Annotated in this window: 17 protein-coding genes and 4 tRNA genes; all 21 read left to right on the forward strand. The window is 63.5% G+C overall.

Annotation, left to right across the window (positions count from 1 at the left end; all coding sequences use genetic code 11):
* The first annotated feature begins 78 nt into the window (after positions 1 to 78).
* The 21 genes from AASM09_RS03975 (at position 79) to rplC (ending at position 22,702) form a co-directional block, all read left to right on the forward strand.
* Positions 79 to 1,098: a cyanophycinase gene (locus AASM09_RS03975; RefSeq protein ID WP_049432749.1), complete on the forward strand. Its 1,020-nt coding sequence runs from the start codon at positions 79 to 81 to the stop codon at positions 1,096 to 1,098.
* Between the two features lie 112 nt (positions 1,099 to 1,210).
* Positions 1,211 to 2,227, forward strand: coding sequence for an isoaspartyl peptidase/L-asparaginase family protein (locus tag AASM09_RS03980; protein ID WP_049432722.1), 1,017 nt, complete (start codon positions 1,211 to 1,213; stop codon positions 2,225 to 2,227).
* Positions 2,228 to 2,364: 137 nt separating this feature from the next.
* Positions 2,365 to 2,450: transfer RNA gene (locus AASM09_RS03985), tRNA-Tyr, on the forward strand.
* 24 nt (positions 2,451 to 2,474) lie between these two features.
* A tRNA-Gly gene (locus AASM09_RS03990) sits at positions 2,475 to 2,548 on the forward strand.
* Between the two features lie 49 nt (positions 2,549 to 2,597).
* A tRNA-Thr gene (locus AASM09_RS03995) sits at positions 2,598 to 2,673 on the forward strand.
* 41 nt (positions 2,674 to 2,714) lie between these two features.
* Complete coding sequence (tuf, locus tag AASM09_RS04000) at positions 2,715 to 3,905, forward strand: elongation factor Tu (protein ID WP_004154360.1); 1,191 nt, start codon at positions 2,715 to 2,717, stop codon at positions 3,903 to 3,905.
* 103 nt (positions 3,906 to 4,008) lie between these two features.
* Positions 4,009 to 4,084 (forward strand) — tRNA-Trp (locus AASM09_RS04005).
* Positions 4,085 to 4,133: 49 nt separating this feature from the next.
* Positions 4,134 to 4,547, forward strand: a complete 414-nt coding sequence (gene secE, locus AASM09_RS04010; protein ID WP_005408202.1) for a preprotein translocase subunit SecE — start codon at positions 4,134 to 4,136, stop codon at positions 4,545 to 4,547.
* 10 nt (positions 4,548 to 4,557) lie between these two features.
* Positions 4,558 to 5,118, forward strand: coding sequence for a transcription termination/antitermination protein NusG (nusG, locus tag AASM09_RS04015; protein ID WP_004154362.1), 561 nt, complete (start codon positions 4,558 to 4,560; stop codon positions 5,116 to 5,118).
* A gap of 298 nt (positions 5,119 to 5,416) precedes the next feature.
* Positions 5,417 to 5,845: a 50S ribosomal protein L11 gene (gene rplK / locus AASM09_RS04020; protein WP_004145248.1), complete on the forward strand. Its 429-nt coding sequence runs from the start codon at positions 5,417 to 5,419 to the stop codon at positions 5,843 to 5,845.
* Positions 5,846 to 5,849: 4 nt separating this feature from the next.
* Complete coding sequence (rplA, locus tag AASM09_RS04025; RefSeq protein WP_004154350.1) at positions 5,850 to 6,548, forward strand: 50S ribosomal protein L1; 699 nt, start codon at positions 5,850 to 5,852, stop codon at positions 6,546 to 6,548.
* A gap of 384 nt (positions 6,549 to 6,932) precedes the next feature.
* A complete protein-coding gene (gene rplJ, locus AASM09_RS04030; RefSeq protein ID WP_005408203.1) occupies positions 6,933 to 7,469 on the forward strand; it encodes a 50S ribosomal protein L10 in 537 nt (178 codons plus the stop codon).
* 63 nt (positions 7,470 to 7,532) lie between these two features.
* Positions 7,533 to 7,901: a 50S ribosomal protein L7/L12 gene (gene rplL, locus AASM09_RS04035; RefSeq protein WP_005408204.1), complete on the forward strand. Its 369-nt coding sequence runs from the start codon at positions 7,533 to 7,535 to the stop codon at positions 7,899 to 7,901.
* Positions 7,902 to 8,258: 357 nt separating this feature from the next.
* A complete protein-coding gene (rpoB, locus tag AASM09_RS04040; protein WP_049432754.1) occupies positions 8,259 to 12,413 on the forward strand; it encodes a DNA-directed RNA polymerase subunit beta in 4,155 nt (1,384 codons plus the stop codon).
* A gap of 89 nt (positions 12,414 to 12,502) precedes the next feature.
* Positions 12,503 to 16,726 (forward strand): DNA-directed RNA polymerase subunit beta', encoded by a 4,224-nt coding sequence (gene rpoC / locus AASM09_RS04045; RefSeq protein ID WP_049432759.1) that lies wholly within the window; start codon positions 12,503 to 12,505, stop codon positions 16,724 to 16,726.
* 283 nt (positions 16,727 to 17,009) lie between these two features.
* On the forward strand, positions 17,010 to 17,384 hold the full coding sequence (rpsL, locus tag AASM09_RS04050) for a 30S ribosomal protein S12 (RefSeq protein WP_004145320.1): 375 nt from the start codon (positions 17,010 to 17,012) through the stop codon (positions 17,382 to 17,384).
* Positions 17,385 to 17,396: 12 nt separating this feature from the next.
* A complete protein-coding gene (gene rpsG, locus AASM09_RS04055) occupies positions 17,397 to 17,870 on the forward strand; it encodes a 30S ribosomal protein S7 (RefSeq protein ID WP_004145321.1) in 474 nt (157 codons plus the stop codon).
* Positions 17,871 to 18,011: 141 nt separating this feature from the next.
* The gene (gene fusA, locus AASM09_RS04060) at positions 18,012 to 20,153 is read left to right on the forward strand and encodes an elongation factor G (RefSeq protein ID WP_014646050.1); all 2,142 of its coding nucleotides are present in this window, start codon (positions 18,012 to 18,014) and stop codon (positions 20,151 to 20,153) included.
* Between the two features lie 52 nt (positions 20,154 to 20,205).
* On the forward strand, positions 20,206 to 21,396 hold the full coding sequence (gene tuf, locus AASM09_RS04065; RefSeq protein ID WP_004154360.1) for an elongation factor Tu: 1,191 nt from the start codon (positions 20,206 to 20,208) through the stop codon (positions 21,394 to 21,396).
* A 332-nt stretch (positions 21,397 to 21,728) separates the two neighbouring features.
* Positions 21,729 to 22,040: a 30S ribosomal protein S10 gene (rpsJ, locus tag AASM09_RS04070; protein ID WP_005408208.1), complete on the forward strand. Its 312-nt coding sequence runs from the start codon at positions 21,729 to 21,731 to the stop codon at positions 22,038 to 22,040.
* Positions 22,041 to 22,051: 11 nt separating this feature from the next.
* Positions 22,052 to 22,702 carry a 50S ribosomal protein L3 gene (gene rplC, locus AASM09_RS04075; RefSeq protein ID WP_004145336.1) on the forward strand — a complete coding sequence of 217 codons (651 nt, stop codon included), beginning with the start codon at positions 22,052 to 22,054 and terminating at the stop codon, positions 22,700 to 22,702.
* Positions 22,703 to 22,714 lie beyond the last annotated feature (12 nt).

Consider the following 22,714-nt stretch of genomic DNA (forward strand, 5'->3'; position numbering starts at 1 on the left):
TCATGTCCTTGACTACTGGGTCTCTATCTGGCAAAGAGTGAAAACGCTTGCAAGTCGATTTTGTTCAGGGAGATCAAGATGCGACGCCCCCATAGCCCCTTGCGCGGACGCTTCCTCTGGCTGGCACTGCTGGTTCTGGCGTGGCCCCTTGCGGCCCTTGCAGAGGATCTGCAGGGGCCTGGCTTTGCCTATTACGAAGTGGGTGACCTGGAGGCGCCGAGGCCCGGTCCGCGCGCACCGGCGATGATGCTGATGGGCGGTGGCGAATGGGTGCCCGAGGCCTTCCAATGGTGGCTCCGGCAGGCCGGCAACGGCCGCGTGCTGATCCTGCGCGCTTCCGGTGACGATGAGCTGCAGGACCGGCTCTATCGCGAGATCGGTGGGACCACCGCGGTGCAGACCCTGGTCTTCGACAGTCGCCGCGGTGCGGACGATCCTGCCGTGTTGCGCGTGGTTGCCGCGGCCGATGCCATCTTCATCGCCGGCGGTGACCAGTCACGCTACATCCGTTTCTGGAAGGGCACCGCGCTCAACCGCGCGCTCAACGCACATGTGCGTGCAGGCAAGCCGATTGCCGGTACCAGCGCCGGACTGGCGATCCTCGGTGGCTATGCCTACGGCGCGATGGATGGTGGCAGCATCACCTCGGCCGGAGCCCTGGCGGACCCGATGGGCAGCGCGGTGACCATGGACAGTGGCTTCCTGCAGATGCCCTACCTGCAGCGCGTAGTCACCGACACCCACTTCGACAAGCGCGACCGGCTCGGTCGCCTGATCGTGTTCGTGGCGCGCGCCGCACAGGACAGTGGCGACCCCGATATCGTCGGCATCGGGGTCGACGAGGACACCGCTCTCTGCGTCGAACCGGATGGCCAGGCCCAGGTCTACAGTGCCGACGGCGAAGGCAAGGTCTGGGTGGTCAGCCCCGGGCGTGATGCGGACCGCCTGGTCGAAGGTGAGCCGTTGCGCTTCCATGCAGTGCCGGTGACGGTGGTCGCCAGCGGCAGCCGCATGCGCCTGGACGATTTCCAGGCCGAGGCCGATTACCAGGCCGTGGCCGACGTCAGCGACGGCGAGATTGAAGTCGTCCGTCAATAGCCGCGGTAGCGCCGGGCCATGCCCGGCGGCCCTGCCGCGCTGTGCCTTCCGCCGGGCATGGCCCGGCGCTGCCCGTGCATTCCAATCACTACACCTGCTGGAGACGTACCCGATGAAACTGCGCCTGGCGCTGTCCGCGCTGCTGTTCCTGCCGTTGCTCGCCCAGGCCGCACCGGCCACCTCGCCGCTGCTGGTCATCCATGGCGGCGCCGGCGTCGAGCGCAAGGACCTGTCACCGGCCGAAGAGAAGGCGGTACGTGAAGCGCTGCGGGCGGCGCTGCTGAAGGGGCATGCCGAACTGGCCGCGGGTCGCCCGGCGCTCGCTGCGGTCACCGCGGCGATCACCGTGCTGGAGGACGATCCCACCTTCAATGCCGGCAAGGGGGCGGTGTTCACCCACGACGGCCGCAACGAGCTGGATGCGGCGGTGATGGATGGCGCCACCCAGGCCGCGGGTGCGGTGGCCGGCGTGCAGCGGGTGCGCAACCCGATCCTGCTGGCGCAGGCCGTGATGCAGAAATCCAGGCACGTGATGATGGTCGGGCAGGGCGCAGAGGCGTTCGCGGTGGAACAGGGCATCACCCTGGTTGATCCGGCGTACTTCCGCACCGACAAGCGCTGGCAGCAGCTGCAGCGCGCGCTGAAGGAAGAGGCCAGCGGCCAGGCGCATGCCGACCTGGAGACCGCAAAGCACTTCGGTACCGTGGGTGCGGTCGCATTGGACGCGCAGGGGCATCTCGCGGCGGGCACCTCCACCGGCGGCATGACCAACAAGCGGTATGGACGTGTGGGTGATTCGCCGATCATCGGCGCCGGTACCTGGGCTGACGCGCGCTGCGCGGTGTCTGGCACCGGCTGGGGCGAGTACTACATCCGCAGTGCTGCCGCGCACGAGATCTGCGCACGCATGCGTTACCAGGGGCAGAGCCCGGAGCAGGCCGGCAAGGGCGTGATCAACGAGACGATCCCGCAGATGGGCGGCGATGGTGGTGCGATCGTGCTCGCCGCAGACGGAAAAATGGCCACGCCGTTCAACACCCAGGGCATGTATCGGGGCTGGATCGGCGCCGACGGAGTTCCCCATGTCGCAATTTTCGCCAGCGAGACCCTGCCGGTCCCCGGTCAATAACCTTGCGTATCAATGGGTTTGCGACAACGTGTGAAAAAGATGGAAAAAAGCGTTGACAGCCCCCCGTCCCATCAGCAGAATAAGCGGCTCACCACCACACACCGCAACGCTTCGGCGGCAACGGAATGGGGTGGTAAGGAGGGATACCCAAGCGGCCAACGGGGGCAGACTGTAAATCTGCTGGCTTACGCCTTCGGTGGTTCGAATCCACCTCCCTCCACCAGTTTCACGTTGTGACATTCCCGGCGCGGGAGTAGTTCAATGGTAGAACCTCAGCCTTCCAAGCTGATGGTGCGGGTTCAATTCCCGTCTCCCGCTCCATTGAATGAACTTTGAATATTATCGAGTTCATGTCATAATGCAAAACTCGGCTCACGTAGCTCAGTCGGTAGAGCACTTCCTTGGTAAGGAAGAGGTCGAAGGTTCGATTCCTTTCGTGAGCACCATCTTAAGCATCACCTCTCAGACGAATTCGAGATAAGCAGCCATGGCCAAGGGTAAGTTCGAGCGCACCAAGCCGCACGTCAATGTCGGCACCATCGGTCACGTCGACCACGGCAAGACCACGCTGACCGCCGCACTGACCAAGATCGGTGCCGAGCGCTTCGGTGGCGAGTTCAAGGACTACTCCTCGATCGACGCCGCTCCGGAAGAAAAGGCTCGTGGCATCACGATCTCGACCGCGCACGTCGAATACGAATCCCCGGTCCGTCACTACGCCCACGTCGATTGCCCGGGCCACGCTGACTACGTCAAGAACATGATCACCGGTGCCGCCCAGATGGACGGCGCGATCCTGGTGTGCTCGGCCGCTGACGGCCCGATGCCGCAGACCCGCGAGCACATCCTGCTGTCGCGTCAGGTCGGCGTGCCGTACATCGTCGTGTTCCTGAACAAGGCCGACATGGTTGACGACGCCGAGCTGCTCGAGCTGGTCGAGATGGAAGTGCGCGAGCTGCTGAGCAAGTACGACTTCCCGGGCGACGACACCCCGATCATCGCTGGTTCGGCCCGTCTGGCGCTGGAAGGCGACCAGAGCGACATCGGCGTGCCGGCCATCCTGAAGCTGGTCGACGCCCTGGACAGCTGGATCCCGGAGCCGGAGCGTGCGATCGACAAGCCGTTCCTGATGCCGGTGGAAGACGTGTTCTCGATCTCGGGCCGCGGCACCGTGGTGACCGGTCGTATCGAGCGCGGCGTGATCAAGGTTGGCGACGAAATCGAAATCGTCGGCATCCGTCCGGTGCAGAAGACCACCGTGACCGGCGTTGAAATGTTCCGCAAGCTGCTGGACCAGGGTCAGGCAGGCGACAACGCTGGCCTGCTGCTGCGCGGCACCAAGCGTGACGACGTCGAGCGTGGCCAGGTTCTGGCCAAGCCGGGTTCGATCAAGCCGCACACCAAGTTCGAAGGCGAAGTCTACGTCCTGTCGAAGGACGAGGGCGGCCGTCACACCCCGTTCTTCAACGGCTACCGTCCGCAGTTCTACTTCCGCACCACCGACATCACCGGCGCAGCTGCGCTGCCGGAAGGCGTCGAAATGGTGATGCCGGGTGACAACGTCAAGATGGTCGTCACCCTGATCAATCCGGTGGCAATGGACGAAGGCCTGCGCTTCGCCATCCGCGAAGGCGGCCGTACCGTCGGCGCCGGCGTGGTCTCGAAGATCATCGAGTAAGCCTGCAGTACCGGTGGTTGCATAGCGCCGCCGGTTACGCGAATGGCGGGCCGGGAACCTCGGTCCGCCTTCGCCGTCTAAGGGAAGGCAAGTTTCAAAACGTACGCCAGTAGCTCAATTGGCAGAGCAGCGGTCTCCAAAACCGCAGGTTGGGGGTTCGAGTCCCTCCTGGCGTGCCATCTGCCCACCTTATCCAGCGGCCTGGGCCGCTAAAGCAGACACAGCCTGATGAATAGCAAGATCGAACACTCCAAGGACAACTCCGCCAACGGTGGGGATATCGTCAAGTATGTCGCCGCATCGCTGCTGGTGCTGGCCGGTCTGTTCGTCTGGTTCTGGTTCTCCGCCGACTCCGGTCGCGCAACCCAGCTGGGTGCGTGGGCGGGTCAGCTGCGTGCGTTGGCGGTCGTAGTCGGTCTGGTTGGCGGTATCGGCGTGTTCATGCTTACCGGCAAGGGGCGCGACACCCGCGAATTCCTCTCCGAGTCGCGCTTCGAACTGCGCAAGGTGGTCTGGCCGACGCGCCAGGAAGCCATCCGCATGACCTGGGTCGTGATGGTGGTGGTGACCATTCTCAGTCTGTTGCTGGGTGGGTTCGATTACGTCATTCAGTGGCTGGTTCAGTTGTTCCTGAGCCGCTAAGGAGAATTGCATGAAGCGTTGGTACGTCGTTCACGCCTATTCGGGCTTCGAGAAGTCGGTGGCGCAGGCTCTGCGCGATCGCATCGTCCGTGACGGCATGGAAGAGCGCTTCGGCGATGTCCTGGTCCCGACCGAAGAAGTGGTCGAGATGCGCGCTGGCCAGAAGCGCCGTTCCGAGCGCAAGTTCTTCCCGGGTTACGTGCTGGTCCAGATCGAGACCCACGAAGAAGCCGGTATTCCGCGCATCGACAACGAAAGCTGGCACCTGGTCAAGGAAACCCCGCGCGTGATGGGCTTCATCGGCGGTACTGCCGACCGCCCGCTGCCGATCGCCGATTCCGAGGCCGAGGCCATCCTGAACCGTGTTCAGGAAGGTGTCGAGAAGCCGCGTCCGAAGGTGCTGTTCGAGCCGGGCCAGATGGTTCGTGTCACCGATGGCCCGTTCAACGATTTCAACGGTGTCGTCGAAGAAGTCAACTACGAGAAGAGCCGTCTGCGCGTCTCGGTGCTGATCTTCGGCCGTGCCACCCCGGTCGAGCTCGAGTTCGGCCAGGTCGAAAAGGCCGTCTGACCCGTCCTGTAGAGTCGAGCCATGCTCGACTCCAGGGTCTGGATGGTGTGGCAGTCGAGCATGGCTCGACTCTACAAAGGGAGCCGGGCCTTGCCCGGTTTCTTCTGTTTACGTGCCGCTTCAGGCATGTGAAGGAAAAACCTGATATAGTGCGCGGCTCCCCGCTGGGAAGCCAGCAGGACGAGGCCGCCGCAAGGTGGCCTTCAGCATGATTTCAAAACGCGATGCCGGGACGCGTGATTCCCGGTCCGATGGGGAGCCTGTTGTCGAAAGGCGCTAGCACCCGGAGAGCATACTCATGGCAAAGAAAGTTGTCGGTTACATCAAGCTGCAGGTGAAGGCCGGTCAGGCCAATCCCTCGCCGCCGGTCGGTCCTGCGCTGGGTCAGCGCGGTCTGAACATCATGGAATTCTGCAAGGCGTTCAACGCTGCCACGCAGAAGCTCGAGCCGGGCCTGCCGGTTCCGGTGATCATCACGGCCTACTCGGACCGTACGTTCACCTTCATCACCAAGAGCACCCCGGCCACCACCCTGCTGAAGAAGGCCGCTGGCATCTCGTCGGGCTCCAAGCGCCCGAACACCGAGAAGGTCGGCAAGGTCACCCGTAAGCAGCTGGAAGAGATCGCCAAGGCGAAGGAACCGGATCTGACTGCCGCCGATCTGGACGCCGCCGTGCGTACCATCGCTGGCTCTGCCCGTTCCATGGGCCTCGTGGTGGAGGGTTAATAAGATGGCACAGACCAAGCGTGAGAAGGCCATCAAGGCCGCCGTCGTTCCGGGCAAGGCATACGCCTTCGAGGACGCGATCAATATCCTGAAGAGCGCCACCAAGGCCAAGTTCGTCGAGTCGATCGACGTCGCTGTGCGCCTGGGCGTCGATGCGAAGAAGTCCGACCAGCAGGTCCGTGGCTCCACCGTGCTGCCGGCCGGTACCGGCAAGTCGGTCCGCGTCGCCGTGTTCGCTCCGGCCGGTGCCAAGGCTGATGAAGCCCTGGCCGCTGGCGCCGAAGCCGTCGGTATGGATGATCTGGCCGAGAAGATGCAGGCCGGCGATCTGAACTACGACGTCGTCATCGCAACCCCGGACGCCATGCGCGTCGTCGGTAAGCTGGGCACCGTGCTGGGCCCGCGCGGCCTGATGCCGAACCCGAAGGTCGGCACCGTTTCCCCGAACCCGGGTGAAGCCGTGAAGAACGCCAAGTCGGGTCAGGTCCGTTACCGCACCGACAAGGCCGGCATCATCCACTGCACCATCGGCAAGGCCGACTTCGCCGAAGACGCGCTGAAGTCGAACCTGACCGCGCTGCTGCTGGACCTGATCAAGGCCAAGCCGGCTACCTCGAAGGGCACCTACCTGCAGAAGGTTTCGGTCAGCTCGACGATGGGCCCGGGCGTCACCGTCGACCAGTCGTCGCTGACCCTGAAGTAATTGTTTGAAGCGGTCACGGCGCCCCTGGTGCCGTGACCGTGACATTTGAAGGCATCGCTGGCAGTGCATCGCCCGCGGTAGCCGTCAAAGACCGCAGGCGCGGTCGTGGCACTACCGGCGACGGGCACGGAAGCTCGATCTGGCAAGGAGTCGCCGCCGGAGCCGTCACGAACGCTTAATCGATTCCCCGGAATCAACCTGCGTAGATGGTGCCCTTCTGGAGTTTTTCTGGTTCACGCATGTCTGGGATTTCCCTGATTGCCTCCAGGTCTGGAACGGCCCACCCCCCGGAACATCATCCCGATGTTCCCGGCGTCCAGGACGGATGCCGCACAGGACCGCACACGGCAGGAGCCGTAAGCGGAGTTCAATAGGAGGAGTGCAATGGCTCTCAATCTGTCCCAGAAGCAAGAAGTAGTCGCCGAGCTGGCAGACGTCGCCGCCAAGGCCCACTCCTTGATCGCAGCCGAATACGCTGGCACCACGGTCGCCCAGATGACCGCGATGCGCAAGCAGGCTCGTGAAACCGGTGTTTTCTTGAAGGTTGTCAAGAACACCCTGGCTTCGCGTGCCGTTGAAGGCACCGAGTTCGCAGTCGCCCAGGACCAGATGGTTGGTCCGCTGCTGTACGCGTTCTCGCTCGAGGAGCCCGGCGCTGCCGGTCGCCTGATCAAGGAAGCCGCCAAGGGCAACGACAAGCTGAAGGCTAAGGTCGTCGCCATCGGTGGCGAAGTGTTCCCGGCAAGCCACGTCGACGTGTTGGCCTCGCTGCCGACCCGCGATCAGGCCCTGGCCATGCTGGCCCGCGTCCTGACCGAGCCGGTCACGATGTTTGCCCGCGCCATCAAGGCCGTTGGCGAGAAGCAGGGTGGTGGCGATGTCGCCGCTGACGCTGCCGAGCCGGCCGCCGAGACCGCCTGAGTTTCGACTTACCGTGGTTCCTGACGGAACCTCAACCCAGAAAATCATCCAAAGGTATTAATCATGTCCCTTACCAACGAACAGATCGTCGACGCCATCGCCGAGAAGTCCCTGATGGAAGTGATGGAGCTGGTCAAGGCCATCGAAGAGAAGTTCGGCGTCTCCGCCGCTGCTCCGGTTGCCGTGGCTGCTGCCGCTGGCCCGGCCGCTGCTGTTGAAGAGCAGACCGAGTTCACCGTCACCCTGAAGTCGGCCGGCGACAAGAAGGTCGAAGTCATCAAGGCTGTCCGCGCCATCACCGGCCTGGGCCTGAAGGAAGCGAAGGACCTGGCCGAAGCCGGTGGCGTCCTGAAGGAAGGCGCTTCGAAGGAAGACGCCGAGAAGATGAAGAAGGACCTGGAAGCTGCTGGCGCGACTGTCGAAGTCAAGTAAGCAGTTACCTTGCATCGTCACCGATTCACGGCGATGCAGCCAAGGCTGGGGGCGTAAGCCCCCGGCCTTTGGTCGTTGTTGCGGTGTTGTGGATCCACGCCATGCGTGGATGTAATCGGTAGATCCACGCCATGCGTGGATGCAAGAAGCAGCAAAAAGCCCAACACGGGCTGCAGTCAAACCCCGGCCGGCCAGCGCAGCGCGCGGCAGCAGGGGCGTGGTAGCAGACGAGTTGGCAGTTGGAAGTAGCGGGAGAAGGCGTGCTGGTGCCGGCAATACCAGCGACTTCCAACTGACAATTTCAAGTTTCCTTCTGGGTCGTGGACGCACGGCCCGCACAACAAGGTGGAAGACCTCATGACGTCCTATTCGTTCACCGAAAAAAAGCGTATCCGCAAGGATTTCGGCAAGCAGCGCTCGATTCTCGAAGTGCCGTTCCTGCTCGCCATCCAGGTGGATTCCTACCGTGAATTCCTGCAGGAAAACGTCGATCCGGCCAAGCGCACGGACCACGGCCTGCACGCTGCGCTGAAGTCGGTCTTCCCGATCGCCAGCTACAGCGGCAATGCTGCCCTGGAATACGTCGGCTACAAGTTGGGCGAGCCGGTCTTCGACGAGCGCGAGTGCCGCCAGCGTGGCATGAGCTACGGCGCCCCGCTGCGCGTGACCGTGCGCCTGGTGATCTACGACCGTGAGTCGTCGACCAAGGCCATCAAGTACGTGAAGGAGCAGGAGGTCTATCTGGGCGAAATCCCGCTGATGACCGAGAACGGCACCTTCATCGTCAACGGCACCGAGCGCGTCATCGTCTCGCAGCTGCACCGCTCGCCGGGCGTGTTCTTCGACCACGACCGTGGCAAGACCCACAGCTCGGGCAAGCTGCTGTACAGCGCCCGCATCATTCCTTACCGCGGTTCCTGGCTGGACTTCGAGTTCGACCCGAAGGACGCGCTGTTCACCCGTATCGACCGCCGCCGCAAGCTGCCGGTGTCGATCCTGCTGCGCGCGCTCGGCTACAGCAACGAAGAGATGCTGGCCGAGTTCTTCGAGATCAACACCTTCCACATCAACCCGGACGAAGGCGTCCAGCTGGAGCTGGTGCCGGAGCGCCTGCGTGGCGAGACCCTGGGCTTCGACCTGGCCGACGGCGACAAGGTCATCGTGGAAGCCGGCAAGCGCATCACCGCGCGCCACATCAAGCAGCTGGAAGCCTCGGGCATCGCTGCCCTGGCCGTGCCGGACGACTACATCGTCGGCCGCATCCTGTCGCACGACGTGGTCGATGCCTCGACCGGCGAACTGCTGGCGCAGGCCAACGACGAGATCAGCGACGAGCAGCTGCAGAACTTCCGCAAGGCCGGTGTTGATGCGGTCGGCACCCTGTGGGTGAACGACCTGGATCGTGGCCCGTACCTGTCCAACACCCTGCGCATCGACCCGACCAAGACCCAGCTGGAAGCGCTGGTCGAGATCTACCGCATGATGCGTCCGGGCGAGCCGCCGACCAAGGACGCCGCGCAGAACCTGTTCCACAACCTGTTCTTCACCTTCGAGCGCTACGACCTGTCCGCGGTCGGCCGCATGAAGTTCAACCGTCGCGTGGGCCGCAAGGAAACCACCGGCGAAGCCGTGCTGTACGACAGCAAGTACTTCGGTGAGCGCAACGACGAAGAGTCCAAGCGCCTGGTCGCCGCCCATGGCGACAGCTCCGACATCCTGGACGTGATCAAGGTCCTGACCGAGATCCGCAACGGTCGCGGCGTGGTCGACGACATCGACCACCTGGGCAACCGTCGCGTGCGTTCGGTCGGCGAAATGGCCGAGAACGTGTTCCGCGTCGGCCTGGTCCGCGTCGAGCGCGCGGTCAAGGAGCGCCTGTCGATGGCCGAGTCCGAAGGCCTGACCCCGCAGGAGCTGATCAACGCCAAGCCGGTCGCCGCTGCCATCAAGGAGTTCTTCGGCTCCTCGCAGCTGTCGCAGTTCATGGACCAGAACAACCCGCTGTCGGAAGTGACCCACAAGCGTCGCGTCTCGGCCCTGGGCCCGGGCGGTCTGACCCGTGAGCGCGCCGGCTTCGAAGTGCGCGACGTGCACCCGACCCATTACGGCCGCGTCTGCACCATCGAAACCCCGGAAGGCCCGAACATCGGCCTGATCAACTCGCTGGCCGTGTACGCCCGCACCAACCAGTACGGTTTCCTCGAGACCCCGTACCGCAAGGTCGTGGACGGCAAGGTCTATGACGAAGTCGAGTTCCTGTCGGCCATCGAAGAAAACGAGTACGTCATTGCGCAGGCCAACGCCCTGACCAATGCCGACAGCGTGCTGACCGAGCAGTTCGTTCCGTGCCGCTTCCAGGGCGAATCGCTGCTGAAGCCGCCGGCGGAAGTCCACTTCATGGACGTCTCGCCGATGCAGACCGTGTCGATCGCGGCCGCGCTGGTTCCGTTCCTGGAGCACGATGACGCGAACCGTGCACTGATGGGCGCCAACATGCAGCGTCAGGCCGTGCCGACCCTGCGTGCGCAGAAGCCGCTGGTCGGTACCGGTATCGAACGCGCCGTGGCGCGTGACTCCGGTGTGACCGTGAACGCCCGCCGTGGTGGCGAGATCGTGCAGATCGACGCGGCCCGCATCGTGGTCAAGGTCAACGAGGAAGAGATCGTTGGCGCCACCGACGCAGGCGTGGACATCTACAACCTGGTCAAGTACACCCGTTCGAACCAGAACACCTGCATCAACCAGCGTCCGCTGGTCCAGGTGGGTGACGTCATCGCCCGCGGCGACGTGCTGGCCGACGGTCCGTCCACCGACATCGGCGAACTGGCCCTGGGCCAGAACATGCTGATCGCGTTCATGCCGTGGAACGGCTACAACTTCGAAGACTCCATCCTGCTCTCCGAGCGCGTGGTGGAAGAGGATCGTTACACCACGATCCACATCGAAGAGCTGACCTGCGTCGCGCGTGACACCAAGCTGGGGCCGGAGGAAATCTCCGCCGACATCCCGAACGTCTCCGAGCAGGCGCTGAACCGCCTGGACGAGAGCGGCGTGGTGTACATCGGTGCCGAAGTCCGCGCCGGCGACATCATGGTCGGCAAGGTCACCCCGAAGGGCGAAAGCCAGCTGACCCCGGAAGAGAAGCTGCTGCGCGCGATCTTCGGCGAGAAGGCTTCGGACGTTAAGGACAGCTCGCTGCGCGTTCCGCCGGGCATGGACGGCACCGTCATCGACGTGCAGGTCTTCACCCGCGACGGCATCGAGAAGGACAAGCGCGCCCGCCAGATCGAAGAGTCTGAAATCAAGCGCGTCAAGAAGGACTTCGACGACCAGTTCCGCATCCTGGAAGCGGCCATCTACATGCGTCTGCGTTCGCAGATCGTGGGCAAGGTGGTCAACGGTGGCGCTGGCCTGAAGAAGGGTGACGTGATCACCGACGCCTTCCTGGACGGCCTGAAGAAGGCTGACTGGTTCGCCCTGCGCATGAAGGACGAAGACGCTTCGGAAGCCATCGAGCGCGCGCAGAAGCAGATCCAGGCGCACGAGAAGGAATTCGAGCGTCGCTTCGCCGACAAGCGCGGCAAGATCACCGCCGGCGACGACCTCGCCCCGGGCGTGCTGAAGATGGTCAAGGTGTTCCTGGCCGTGAAGCGCCGCATCCAGCCGGGCGACAAGATGGCAGGCCGCCACGGCAACAAGGGTGTGGTCTCCAACGTGGTGCCGGTCGAGGACATGCCGTACATGGCCTCGGGCGAGACCGTGGACATCGTGCTGAACCCGCTGGGCGTGCCGTCGCGTATGAACATCGGCCAGATTCTGGAAGTGCACCTGGGCTGGGCGGCCAAGGGTCTGGGTCGCAAGATCCAGGCGATGATGGAAGCCCAGGCCGCCGTTGCCGACCTGCGCAAGTTCCTGGACGACATCTACAACCACGACGACACCAACGTGGCCAACCGTGTCGACCTGTCGCAGTTCAGCGACGAGGAACTGCTGCGCCTGGCCCGCAACCTGACCGACGGCGTGCCGATGGCCACCCCGGTGTTCGACGGCGCCACCGAAGCGGAAATCAAGCGCATGCTGGAACTGGCCGACCTGCCGAGCAGTGGCCAGACCCAGCTGTACGACGGCCGCACCGGTGAAGCGTTCGATCGCCACACCACCGTTGGTTACATGCACTACCTGAAGCTGAACCACCTGGTCGACGACAAGATGCACGCCCGTTCGACCGGTCCGTACTCGCTCGTTACCCAGCAGCCGCTGGGCGGCAAGGCGCAGTTCGGCGGCCAGCGCTTCGGTGAAATGGAAGTCTGGGCGCTGGAAGCCTACGGCGCGGCCTACACCCTGCAGGAAATGCTGACGGTGAAGTCCGATGACGTGCAGGGCCGCAACCAGATGTACAAGAACATCGTCGACGGTGAGCACGAGATGGTCGCGGGCATGCCGGAATCCTTCAACGTGCTCGTGAAGGAAATCCGCTCGCTGGCCATCAACATGGAACTGGAAGACAACTGATCCATGCCGGCGCGGCGGCCTCAACCGCCGCGCCGCTGGCAGTCAACTGAAAGCCCATCGACACAGCATTCCTCCTTCTGGAGAACACCATGAAAGACCTGCTCAACCTCTTCAACCAGCAGCGCCAGACGCTGGACTTCGACGCGATCAAGATCGCGCTGGCCTCGCCGGACCTGATCCGTTCGTGGTCCTTCGGCGAAGTGAAGAAGCCGGAAACCATCAACTACCGTACCTTCAAGCCGGAACGCGACGGCCTGTTCTGCGCCGCCATCTTCGGCCCGGTGAAGGACTACGAGTGCCTGTGCGGCAAGTACAAGCGCATGAAGCACCGCGGCGTGGTCTGCGAAAAGTGCGGCACCGAAGTGACCCTGGCCAAGGTGCGTCGCGAGCGCATGGGCCACATCGACCTGGCCTCGCCGGTCGCGCACATCTGGTTCCTGAAGTCGCTGCCGTCGCGCATCGGCCTGATGCTGGACATGACCCTGCGCGACATCGAGCGCGTGCTGTACTTCGAAGCCTACGTGGTGACCGAGCCGGGCCTGACCGCCCTGGAGCGCCGCCAGCTGCTGACCGAAGAACAGTACCTGCAGGCCCGCCAGGAGCACGGTGACGACTTCGACGCCGCCATGGGCGCCGAGGCCGTGTACGAACTGCTGCGCACGATCGACCTGCAGTCGGAAATGACCCGCCTGCGCGAGGAAATCGCTGCTACCGGTTCGGAAACCAAGCTCAAGCGCCTCACCAAGCGCATCAAGCTGATCGAAGCCTTCCTGGAATCGGGCAACCGTCCGGAATGGATGGTCATGACCGTGCTGCCGGTGCTGCCGCCGGACCTGCGTCCGCTGGTCCCGCTGGATGGCGGCCGCTTCGCGACCTCCGACCTGAACGACCTGTACCGCCGCGTCATCAACCGCAACAACCGCCTGCGCCGCCTGCTCGAACTGAGCGCGCCGGACATCATCGTGCGCAATGAAAAGCGCATGCTGCAGGAATCGGTCGATGCGCTGCTGGACAACGGCCGTCGTGGCCGTGCCATCACCGGCACCAACAAGCGCCCGCTGAAGTCGCTGGCCGACATGATCAAGGGCAAGCAGGGTCGCTTCCGCCAGAACCTGCTGGGCAAGCGCGTCGACTACTCGGGCCGTTCGGTCATCGTGGTCGGCCCGTACCTGCGCCTGCACCAGTGCGGCCTGCCGAAGAAGATGGCGCTTGAGCTGTTCAAGCCGTTCGTCTTCGCCAAGCTGCAGCGCCGTGGCCTGGCCACCACCATCAAGGCCGCCAAGAAGCTGGTCGAGCGCGAAGAAGCCGAAGTCTGGGACATCCTGGAAGAGGTCATCCGCGAGCATCCGGTGATGCTGAACCGTGCGCCGACCCTGCACCGTCTGGGCATCCAGGCGTTCGAGCCGGTGCTGATCGAAGGCAAGGCCATCCAGCTGCACCCGCTGGTCTGCACCGCGTTCAACGCCGACTTCGACGGTGACCAGATGGCCGTCCACGTGCCGCTCTCGCTGGAAGCCCAGCTGGAAGCGCGTGCGCTGATGATGTCGACCAACAACATCCTGTCGCCGGCCAACGGCGAGCCGATCATCGTGCCGTCGCAGGACGTCGTGCTGGGTCTGTACTACATGACCCGCTCGCTGGAAAACAAGAAGGGCGAGGGCATGGCCTTCGCCAACATCGCCGAAGTGAAGCGTGCCTACGACAACCGCGTGGTGGAACTGCACGCGCGCGTCAAGGTCCGCATCACCGAAGTGGTGACCGACGAAGACGGCGTCAAGCAGAACAAGACCTCGATCGTGGACACCACGATCGGTCGCGCCCTGCTGGCTGAAATCCTGCCGGAAGGCCTGCCGTTCGCGCTGGCCAACACCGAGCTGACCAAGAAGAACATCAGCCGCCTGATCAACTCCAGCTACCGCCAGCTGGGTCTGAAGGACACGGTCGTGTTCGCCGACAAGCTGATGTACACCGGCTTCGCCTACGCGACCCGCGCCGGCGTCTCGATCGGCATCGACGACATGCTGATCCCGGACGAGAAGAAGGGCATCCTCACCGAGGCCGAAGCCGAAGTGCTGGAAATCCAGGAGCAGTACCAGTCGGGTCTGGTCACCGCCGGCGAGCGCTACAACAAGGTGGTCGACATCTGGTCGCGCACCAACGAGCGCATCGCCAAGGCGATGATGGACACCATCGGTACCGAGAAGGTGGTCAATGCCAAGGGTGAGACCATCGACCAGAAGTCGATGAACTCGCTGTACATCATGGCCGACTCCGGTGCGCGTGGTTCGCAGGCGCAGATCCGTCAGCTGGCCGGCATGCGTGGCCTGATGGCGCGTCCGGACGGCTCGATCATCGAGACGCCCATCAAGGCGAACTTCCGCGAAGGCCTGAACGTGCAGGAGTACTTCAACTCCACCCACGGTGCCCGCAAGGGTCTGGCCGATACCGCGCTGAAGACCGCGAACTCGGGTTACCTGACCCGTCGTCTGGTCGACGTCGCGCAGGACGTGGTGATCACCGAGGTGGATTGCGGTACCACCGAAGGCCTGATCATGACCCCGATCGTGGAAGGCGGCGACGTGGTCGAGCCGCTGAAGGACCGCGTGCTGGGTCGCGTGGTTGCCGAGGACGTGTTCCTGCCGGGCAACGACGAAGATCCGATCGTCACCCGCAACACCCTGCTGGACGAAGCCTGGGTTGCCAAGCTGGAAGATGCCGGCGTGCAGACCATCAAGGTCCGCTCGACCATCTCCTGCGAATCGGCCTTCGGTGTCTGCTCGCGCTGCTACGGCCGCGATCTGGCCCGTGGCCACCTGGTCAACATCGGTGAAGCGGTCGGCGTCATCGCCGCCCAGTCCATCGGTGAGCCGGGTACCCAGCTGACCATGCGTACGTTCCACATCGGTGGTGCGGCGTCGCGAGCTGCTGCGGTCGACAACATCACCGTCAAGACCACCGGCTCGGTCAAGTTCAGCAACCTCAAGTCCGTCGAGCATGCCAACGGCTCGCTGGTGGCAGTGTCGCGCTCGGGCGAAATCTCGGTGCTCGATGCCCACGGCCGTGAGCGTGAGCGTTACAAGCTGCCGTACGGTGCGACCATCACGTCCAAGGACGGTGATGCGATCAAGGCTGGCCAGACCGTGGCCAACTGGGATCCGCATAACCACCCGATCGTGTCGGAAGTGGCCGGCTTCATCCGCTTCATCGACTTCGTCGACGGCATCACCGTCATCGAGAAGACCGACGAGCTGACCGGCCTGGCGTCGCGCGAAATCACCGATCCGAAGCGTCGTGGCACCCAGGCCAAGGACCTGCGCCCGATCGTGCGCATCGTCGACGCCAAGGGCAACGACCTGTCGATTCCGGGCACCGACCTGCCGGCGCAGTACCTGCTGCCGCCGCGCTCGATCGTCAACCTGCAGGACGGCGCTGCCGTCGGCGTGGGTGACGTGGTCGCCAAGATCCCGCAGGAAGCGTCGAAGACCCGCGACATCACCGGTGGTCTGCCGCGCGTGGCCGATCTGTTCGAAGCGCGCAAGCCGAAGGATCCGGCGGTGCTGGCCGAGCGTTCGGGCATCATCAGCTTCGGCAAGGACACCAAGGGCAAGCAGCGCCTGATCATCAAGGACACCGATGGTTCGGAGCACGAAGAGCTGATCCCGAAGTACCGCCAGGTCATCGTCTTCGAAGGCGAGCATGTCACCAAGGGTGAAACCATCGTGGACGGCGAGCCGAGCCCGCAGGACATCCTGCGCCTGCTGGGTGTCGAACCGCTGGCCGCCTACCTGGTGAAGGAAATCCAGGACGTGTACCGCCTGCAGGGCGTGAAGATCAACGACAAGCACATCGAGGTGATCACCCGCCAGATGCTGCGCAAGGTCGAGATCACCGACCAGGGCAGCAGCAAGTTCCTGAACGGCGAACAGGTGGAGCGCCAGCGCGTTATCGAGGAGAATGCCCGCCTTGCAGCCCGCAACGAGCTGCCGGCGCACTTCGATCCGGTCCTGCTGGGTATCACCAAGGCCTCGCTGGCGACCGAATCGTTCATCTCGGCCGCGTCGTTCCAGGAAACCACCCGCGTGCTGACCGAAGCGGCCGTCCGCGGCACCTCGGACAACCTGCGTGGCCTGAAGGAAAACGTCATCGTGGGTCGCCTGATTCCGGCCGGTACCGGCCTGGCGTACCACAGCAACCGCCGTCGCGGCGCTTCCGGTCTCACCGAGTCGGAAATGCAGACCCTGGCCGGCACCCCGGCCGCGGTCGAGGCACCGGTGGTTGAAGCTGAAGCTGAACAGGCTTCGGGCGAAGAATGAGGTATCCGGTCCGGCCACAAGGCCGGACCACCCATCGGTTCATCGATGGGATTGGGAAAGGGCAGGGTGGGCCACTCACGGTTCACCCCGCCAACCTGAACGGGGTACATGGAGGCCCCCCAGTAACGTTCCGGGATCAGGAACGGGCTTGACAGGAGGCGTTTGACTGCTTTCCTGGCAGGTTGCTACAATCGTCTGTCTCAGCAGGCCAGAATTTTGGCCTGCTTTAACATTTCCGCATCTCTGGTCGGATTTTCCGGCCACCAATCAGAAGAACCTACTGATGGCGACGATCAACCAGCTGGTCCGCAAGCCGCGGCAAGCGACCACCTACAAGAGTGCCTCGCCGGCGCTCGACAAGTGCCCGCAGCGCCGTGGCGTCTGCACCCGTGTCTACACCACCACTCCGAAGAAGCCGAACTCGGCTCTGCGCAAGGTTGCCAAGGTCCGCCTGACCAACCAGGAAGAAGTGATTTCCTACATCGGTGGTGAAGGCCACAACCTGCAGGAGCACTCCGTGGTCCTGATCCGCGGCGGTCGCGTCAAGGACCTGCCGGGTGTGCGTTACCACACCGTTCGTGGCTCGCTCGACGCCGCCGGCGTTGCCAAGCGTCGCCAGGCCCGTTCCAAGTACGGCGCCAAGCGTCCGAAGGCATAAGGAGAGAGCACTATGTCGCGTAAGGGTAATACTCCGCAGCGTTCCGTCCTGCCCGATCCGAAGCACGGAAGCGAAACCATCGCCCGCTTCATCAACATGGTCATGCAGAGCGGCAAGAAGTCCGTCGCCGAAAAGATCGTGTACGGCGCCATGGACGTGATCACCGAGAAGAACAGCAGCGCCAACGCCATTGAACTGGTGCAGAAGGCTCTGGACAACGTCGCTCCGGCGGTCGAAGTCAAGTCGCGCCGCGTCGGTGGTGCGACCTACCAGGTGCCGGTCGAAGTGCGCTCGTCGCGCAAGATGGCCCTGGCCATGCGCTGGCTGATCGACTCCGCGCGCAAGCGTGGTGAGAACACCATGCCGAAGAAGCTGGCTGCTGAACTGATCGACGCCTCGGAAAACCGTGGTGGCGCCATCAAGAAGCGCGAAGAAACCCACCGCATGGCCGAAGCCAACAAGGCCTTCGCCCACTACCGCTGGTGAGTTTGACGGCCTTGTAAAACAGGCAGGGCAGCACCACTTCGGTGCGTGCTGCCTCGCGGTCCCAGAAAGACTGCGCCAATCCGAAGGCCGCCGAAAGGCGGCGTTCGGCCATCCGAAATCCAAGAAATCTGAGAGGCTCCCGTGGCCCGTTCCACTCCCATCGAGCGTTACCGTAACTTCGGCATCATGGCTCACATCGATGCCGGCAAGACCACCACGTCCGAGCGCATCCTGTTCTACACCGGCAAGAGCCACAAGATCGGTGAAGTGCATGACGGCGCCGCCACCATGGACTGGATGGAGCAGGAGCAGGAGCGTGGCATCACGATCCAGTCCGCTGCCACCACCGCGTTCTGGAAGGGCATGGACAAGTCCCTGCCGGAGCACCGCTTCAACATCATCGACACCCCCGGGCACGTCGACTTCACCATCGAAGTGGAGCGCTCGCTGCGCGTGCTCGACGGTGCCGTCTTCGTCCTGTGCGCCGTCGGTGGCGTGCAGCCGCAGTCGGAAACCGTGTGGCGCCAGGCCAACAAGTACCACGTGCCGCGCATCGCGTTCGTCAACAAGATGGACCGCACCGGTGCCAACTTCCAGAAGGTTGTCGGCCAGCTGAAGGCCAAGCTGGGCGCGGTTGCCGTGCCGATGCAGCTGCCGATCGGCGCTGAAGACAACTTCAAGGGCGTCGTCGACCTGCTGAAGATGAAGGCCATCCACTGGGATGAGGCTTCGCAGGGCATGAAGTTCGAGTACAGCGACATCCCGGCTGATCTGCAGGCGGCTGCGGAAGAGGCTCGCCAGTTCATGGTCGAGACCGCTGCCGAAGCCAGCGAAGAGCTGATGGAAAAGTATCTGGGCGGCGAAGAGCTGGCCGAGGCCGAAATCATCAACGCGCTGCGTACCCGCACCCTGGCCACCGAGATCGTGCCGATGTACTGCGGCTCGGCCTTCAAGAACAAGGGCGTGCAGGCCATGCTGGACGGCGTGATCCAGCTGCTGCCGTCGCCGGTCGACGTGCCGGACGTGAAGGGCGTGGACGTTGACGACGACACCGTCGAAATGACCCGCAAGTCGGACGACAAGGCGCCGTTCTCGTCGCTGGCCTTCAAGATCATCACCGACCCGTTCGTCGGCGCGCTGACCTTCTTCCGTGTCTACTCGGGCACCCTGAACGGTGGCGACACCGTGCTGAACTCGGTGAAGGGCAAGAAGGAGCGCATCGGCCGCATCCTGCAGATGCACTCGAACAACCGCGAGGAAATCAAGGAAGTTCTGGCCGGTGACATCGCCGCGGCCGTGGGCCTGAAGGACACCACCACCGGTGACACCCTGTGCGCCGTGGACGCCCCGATCATCCTGGAGCGCATGACGTTCCCGGAGCCGGTGATCTCGATGGCCGTCGAGCCGAAGACCAAGTCGGACCAGGAAAAGATGGGTCTGGCGCTGGGTCGTCTGGCGCAGGAAGATCCGTCGTTCCGCGTCAAGACCGACGAAGAATCCGGCCAGACCATCATCTCGGGCATGGGCGAGCTGCACCTGGACATCATCGTCGACCGCCTGAAGCGCGAGTTCAACGTTGAAGCCAATGTCGGTGCGCCGCAGGTGGCCTACCGCGAAACCATCACCCTGGCCGACGTCAAGTCGGACTACAAGCACGCCAAGCAGTCCGGTGGTAAGGGTCAGTACGGTCACGTCGTGATCGAGCTGTCGCCGATCACCGCTGAAGATCGTGCCGATCCGAAGCTGGCTCCGGCCATCAAGGACGACTTCCTGTTCATCAACGACATCACCGGCGGCGTGATCCCGAAGGAATTCATTCCGTCGGTTGAAAAGGGCCTGCGCGAAACCATCACCAGCGGTCCGCTGGCTGGCTTCCCGGTCGTGGACGTCAAGGTGAAGCTGGTGTTCGGTTCGTACCATGACGTCGACTCCTCGGAAATGGCGTTCAAGCTGGCTTCGTCGATGGCCTTCAAGCAGGGCTTCGCCAAGGCCAAGCCGGTGCTGCTGGAGCCGATCATGAAGGTCGAGATCGTGACCCCGGAGGATTACCAGGGTGACGTGATGGGCGACGTCAGCCGTCGTCGCGGCGTGCTGCAGGGTTCCGACACCACCGGTGACGGTTCGGCCAGCATCATCAACGCGATGATCCCGCTGGGTGAAATGTTCGGTTACGCCACTGCACTGCGTTCGCAGACCCAGGGCCGCGCCACCTTCACCATGGAATTCGATCACTACGAGCCGGCGCCGACCAACATCGCCGAAGCCGTCATGAAGAAGGGCTGAGCCTCGCTCAGCCTCTCTTGAAACCACTTACGAACAATCAAGGTATAGAACAATGGCAAAGGGTAAGTTCGAGCGCACCAAGCCGCACGTCAACGTCGGCACCATCGGTCACGTCGACCACGGCAAGACCACGCTGACCGCTGCACTGACCAAGATCGGTGCCGAGCGCTTCGGTGGCGAGTTCAAGGATTACTCCTCGATCGACGCCGCTCCGGAAGAAAAGGCTCGTGGCATCACGATCTCGACCGCGCACGTCGAATACGAATCCCCGGTCCGTCACTACGCCCACGTCGATTGCCCGGGCCACGCTGACTACGTCAAGAACATGATCACCGGTGCCGCCCAGATGGACGGCGCGATCCTGGTGTGCTCGGCCGCTGACGGCCCGATGCCGCAGACCCGCGAGCACATCCTGCTGTCGCGTCAGGTCGGCGTGCCGTACATCGTCGTGTTCCTGAACAAGGCCGACATGGTTGACGACGCCGAGCTGCTCGAGCTGGTCGAGATGGAAGTGCGCGAGCTGCTGAGCAAGTACGACTTCCCGGGCGACGACACCCCGATCATCGCTGGTTCGGCCCGTCTGGCGCTGGAAGGCGACCAGAGCGACATCGGCGTGCCGGCCATCCTGAAGCTGGTCGACGCCCTGGACAGCTGGATCCCGGAGCCGGAGCGTGCGATCGACAAGCCGTTCCTGATGCCGGTGGAAGACGTGTTCTCGATCTCGGGCCGCGGCACCGTGGTGACCGGTCGTATCGAGCGCGGCGTGATCAAGGTTGGCGACGAAATCGAAATCGTCGGCATCCGTCCGGTGCAGAAGACCACCGTGACCGGCGTTGAAATGTTCCGCAAGCTGCTGGACCAGGGTCAGGCAGGCGACAACGCTGGCCTGCTGCTGCGCGGCACCAAGCGTGACGACGTCGAGCGTGGCCAGGTTCTGGCCAAGCCGGGTTCGATCAAGCCGCACACCAAGTTCGAAGGCGAAGTCTACGTCCTGTCGAAGGACGAGGGCGGCCGTCACACCCCGTTCTTCAACGGCTACCGTCCGCAGTTCTACTTCCGCACCACCGACATCACCGGCGCAGCTGCGCTGCCGGAAGGCGTCGAAATGGTGATGCCGGGTGACAACGTCAAGATGGTCGTCACCCTGATCAACCCGGTGGCAATGGACGAAGGCCTGCGCTTCGCCATCCGCGAAGGTGGCCGTACCGTCGGCGCCGGCGTGGTCTCGAAGATCATCGAGTAATCTGGTAGTATCTGCGCCCCGATGTTGCCTGGGTAGGGCATCGGGGCGTATCAAATGGGAAAGCAGGCACAGGATGTGCCTTGTGTTCCCCGGACCAGGAAGGGTCAATGCCATTCAGGCGGCGTCAACAGGCGACTGTTGACAGCTGCCTTGCGTGCCATTATGCTTCTACGTCTGGGCAGGCCTGGGGACGGGTCTGCCTACGTTTTTGAGGTCTATGGAGTGACCTTGTCGGCCTGCAGGAGTGTGGGCCGTCCGTATTCAGGAATTTCATGGGGCAAAGCAACCCAGAGGCTTTGTCTGTCGCTCTTTTAACGAAGGAACCTACCGCCATGGCGGACCAAAAGATCCGGATCCGGCTGAAAGCGTTCGATCATCGTCTGATCGACCGTTCGGCCAGCGAGATCGTTGAAACGGCAAAGCGGACCGGCGCGCAAGTGCGTGGCCCGATCCCGCTGCCGACCAAGATCGAGCGTTACACCGTTCTCGTTTCCCCGCACGTCGACAAGGACGCGCGTGACCAGTACGAGACCCGCACGCACAAGCGCGTGCTCGATATCGTTGACCCGAATGACAAGACCGTGGACGCGCTGATGAAGCTCGAACTGGCTGCCGGCGTCGACGTTCAGATCAAGCTGACCTGAGGACTACGACCATGACGAAGAAGTATTCGTTGGGCTTCGTGGGCCGCAAGGCTGGCATGAGCCGCGTGTTCACTGAAGATGGCCGCTCCATCCCGGTGACCCTGATCGAAGCAACCCCGAACCGCATCGCGCAGATCAAGACCGTCGAAACCGACGGCTACAGCGCCGTGCAGGTGACCGTCGGCGCGCGTCGCGCTGCCCTGGTCAACAAGCCGGAAGCCGGCCACTTCGCCAAGGCGAAGGTGGAAGCGGGTCGTGGCCTGTGGGAATTCCGTGTTGAAGACGCGCAGCTCGGCGATTTCGCCGTTGGCGGCGAAGTCAAGGCGGACATCTTCGAAGTCGGCCAGATCGTCGACGTCCAGGGTGTCACCAAGGGTAAGGGCTTCCAGGGCACCATCAAGCGCCACAACTTCCGTATGGGCGATGCAACCCACGGTAACTCGCTGTCGCATCGCGCGCCGGGTTCGCTGGGCCAGCGCCAGACCCCGGGTCGCGTTTTCCCGGGCAAGAAGATGTCGGGCCACATGGGCGCGGTGCAGCAGAGCACCCAGAACCTGGAAGTGGTCAAGGTCGACGTCGAGCGCGGTCTGATCGCGGTTCGCGGCGCCGTTCCGGGCGCGGCGGGTGGCGATGTGATCGTCCGTCCGGCGAGCAAGGCATAAGGAGAGATGACG

It is taken from the genome of Stenotrophomonas maltophilia (assembly GCF_039555535.1).
Classification (GTDB): Bacteria; Pseudomonadota; Gammaproteobacteria; order Xanthomonadales; family Xanthomonadaceae; genus Stenotrophomonas; species Stenotrophomonas maltophilia_Q.

What these genes read in the sequence shown, in the direction of transcription:
- rpsJ (WP_005408208.1), top strand. Translation starts at nt 21,729, where the DNA reads ATGGCGGACCAAAAGATCCGGATCCGGCTGAAAGCGTTCGATCATCGT.
- rplL (WP_005408204.1), top strand. Translation starts at nt 7,533, where the DNA reads ATGTCCCTTACCAACGAACAGATCGTCGACGCCATCGCCGAGAAGTCC.
- rplC (WP_004145336.1), top strand. Translation starts at nt 22,052, where the DNA reads ATGACGAAGAAGTATTCGTTGGGCTTCGTGGGCCGCAAGGCTGGCATG.
- tuf (WP_004154360.1), top strand. Translation starts at nt 2,715, where the DNA reads ATGGCCAAGGGTAAGTTCGAGCGCACCAAGCCGCACGTCAATGTCGGC.
- secE (WP_005408202.1), top strand. Translation starts at nt 4,134, where the DNA reads ATGAATAGCAAGATCGAACACTCCAAGGACAACTCCGCCAACGGTGGG.
- rpoB (WP_049432754.1), top strand. Translation starts at nt 8,259, where the DNA reads ATGACGTCCTATTCGTTCACCGAAAAAAAGCGTATCCGCAAGGATTTC.
- rplJ (WP_005408203.1), top strand. Translation starts at nt 6,933, where the DNA reads ATGGCTCTCAATCTGTCCCAGAAGCAAGAAGTAGTCGCCGAGCTGGCA.
- rplK (WP_004145248.1), top strand. Translation starts at nt 5,417, where the DNA reads ATGGCAAAGAAAGTTGTCGGTTACATCAAGCTGCAGGTGAAGGCCGGT.
- AASM09_RS03975 (WP_049432749.1), top strand. Translation starts at nt 79, where the DNA reads ATGCGACGCCCCCATAGCCCCTTGCGCGGACGCTTCCTCTGGCTGGCA.
- rplA (WP_004154350.1), top strand. Translation starts at nt 5,850, where the DNA reads ATGGCACAGACCAAGCGTGAGAAGGCCATCAAGGCCGCCGTCGTTCCG.
- rpoC (WP_049432759.1), top strand. Translation starts at nt 12,503, where the DNA reads ATGAAAGACCTGCTCAACCTCTTCAACCAGCAGCGCCAGACGCTGGAC.
- AASM09_RS03980 (WP_049432722.1), top strand. Translation starts at nt 1,211, where the DNA reads ATGAAACTGCGCCTGGCGCTGTCCGCGCTGCTGTTCCTGCCGTTGCTC.
- tuf (WP_004154360.1), top strand. Translation starts at nt 20,206, where the DNA reads ATGGCAAAGGGTAAGTTCGAGCGCACCAAGCCGCACGTCAACGTCGGC.
- rpsL (WP_004145320.1), top strand. Translation starts at nt 17,010, where the DNA reads ATGGCGACGATCAACCAGCTGGTCCGCAAGCCGCGGCAAGCGACCACC.
- rpsG (WP_004145321.1), top strand. Translation starts at nt 17,397, where the DNA reads ATGTCGCGTAAGGGTAATACTCCGCAGCGTTCCGTCCTGCCCGATCCG.
- nusG (WP_004154362.1), top strand. Translation starts at nt 4,558, where the DNA reads ATGAAGCGTTGGTACGTCGTTCACGCCTATTCGGGCTTCGAGAAGTCG.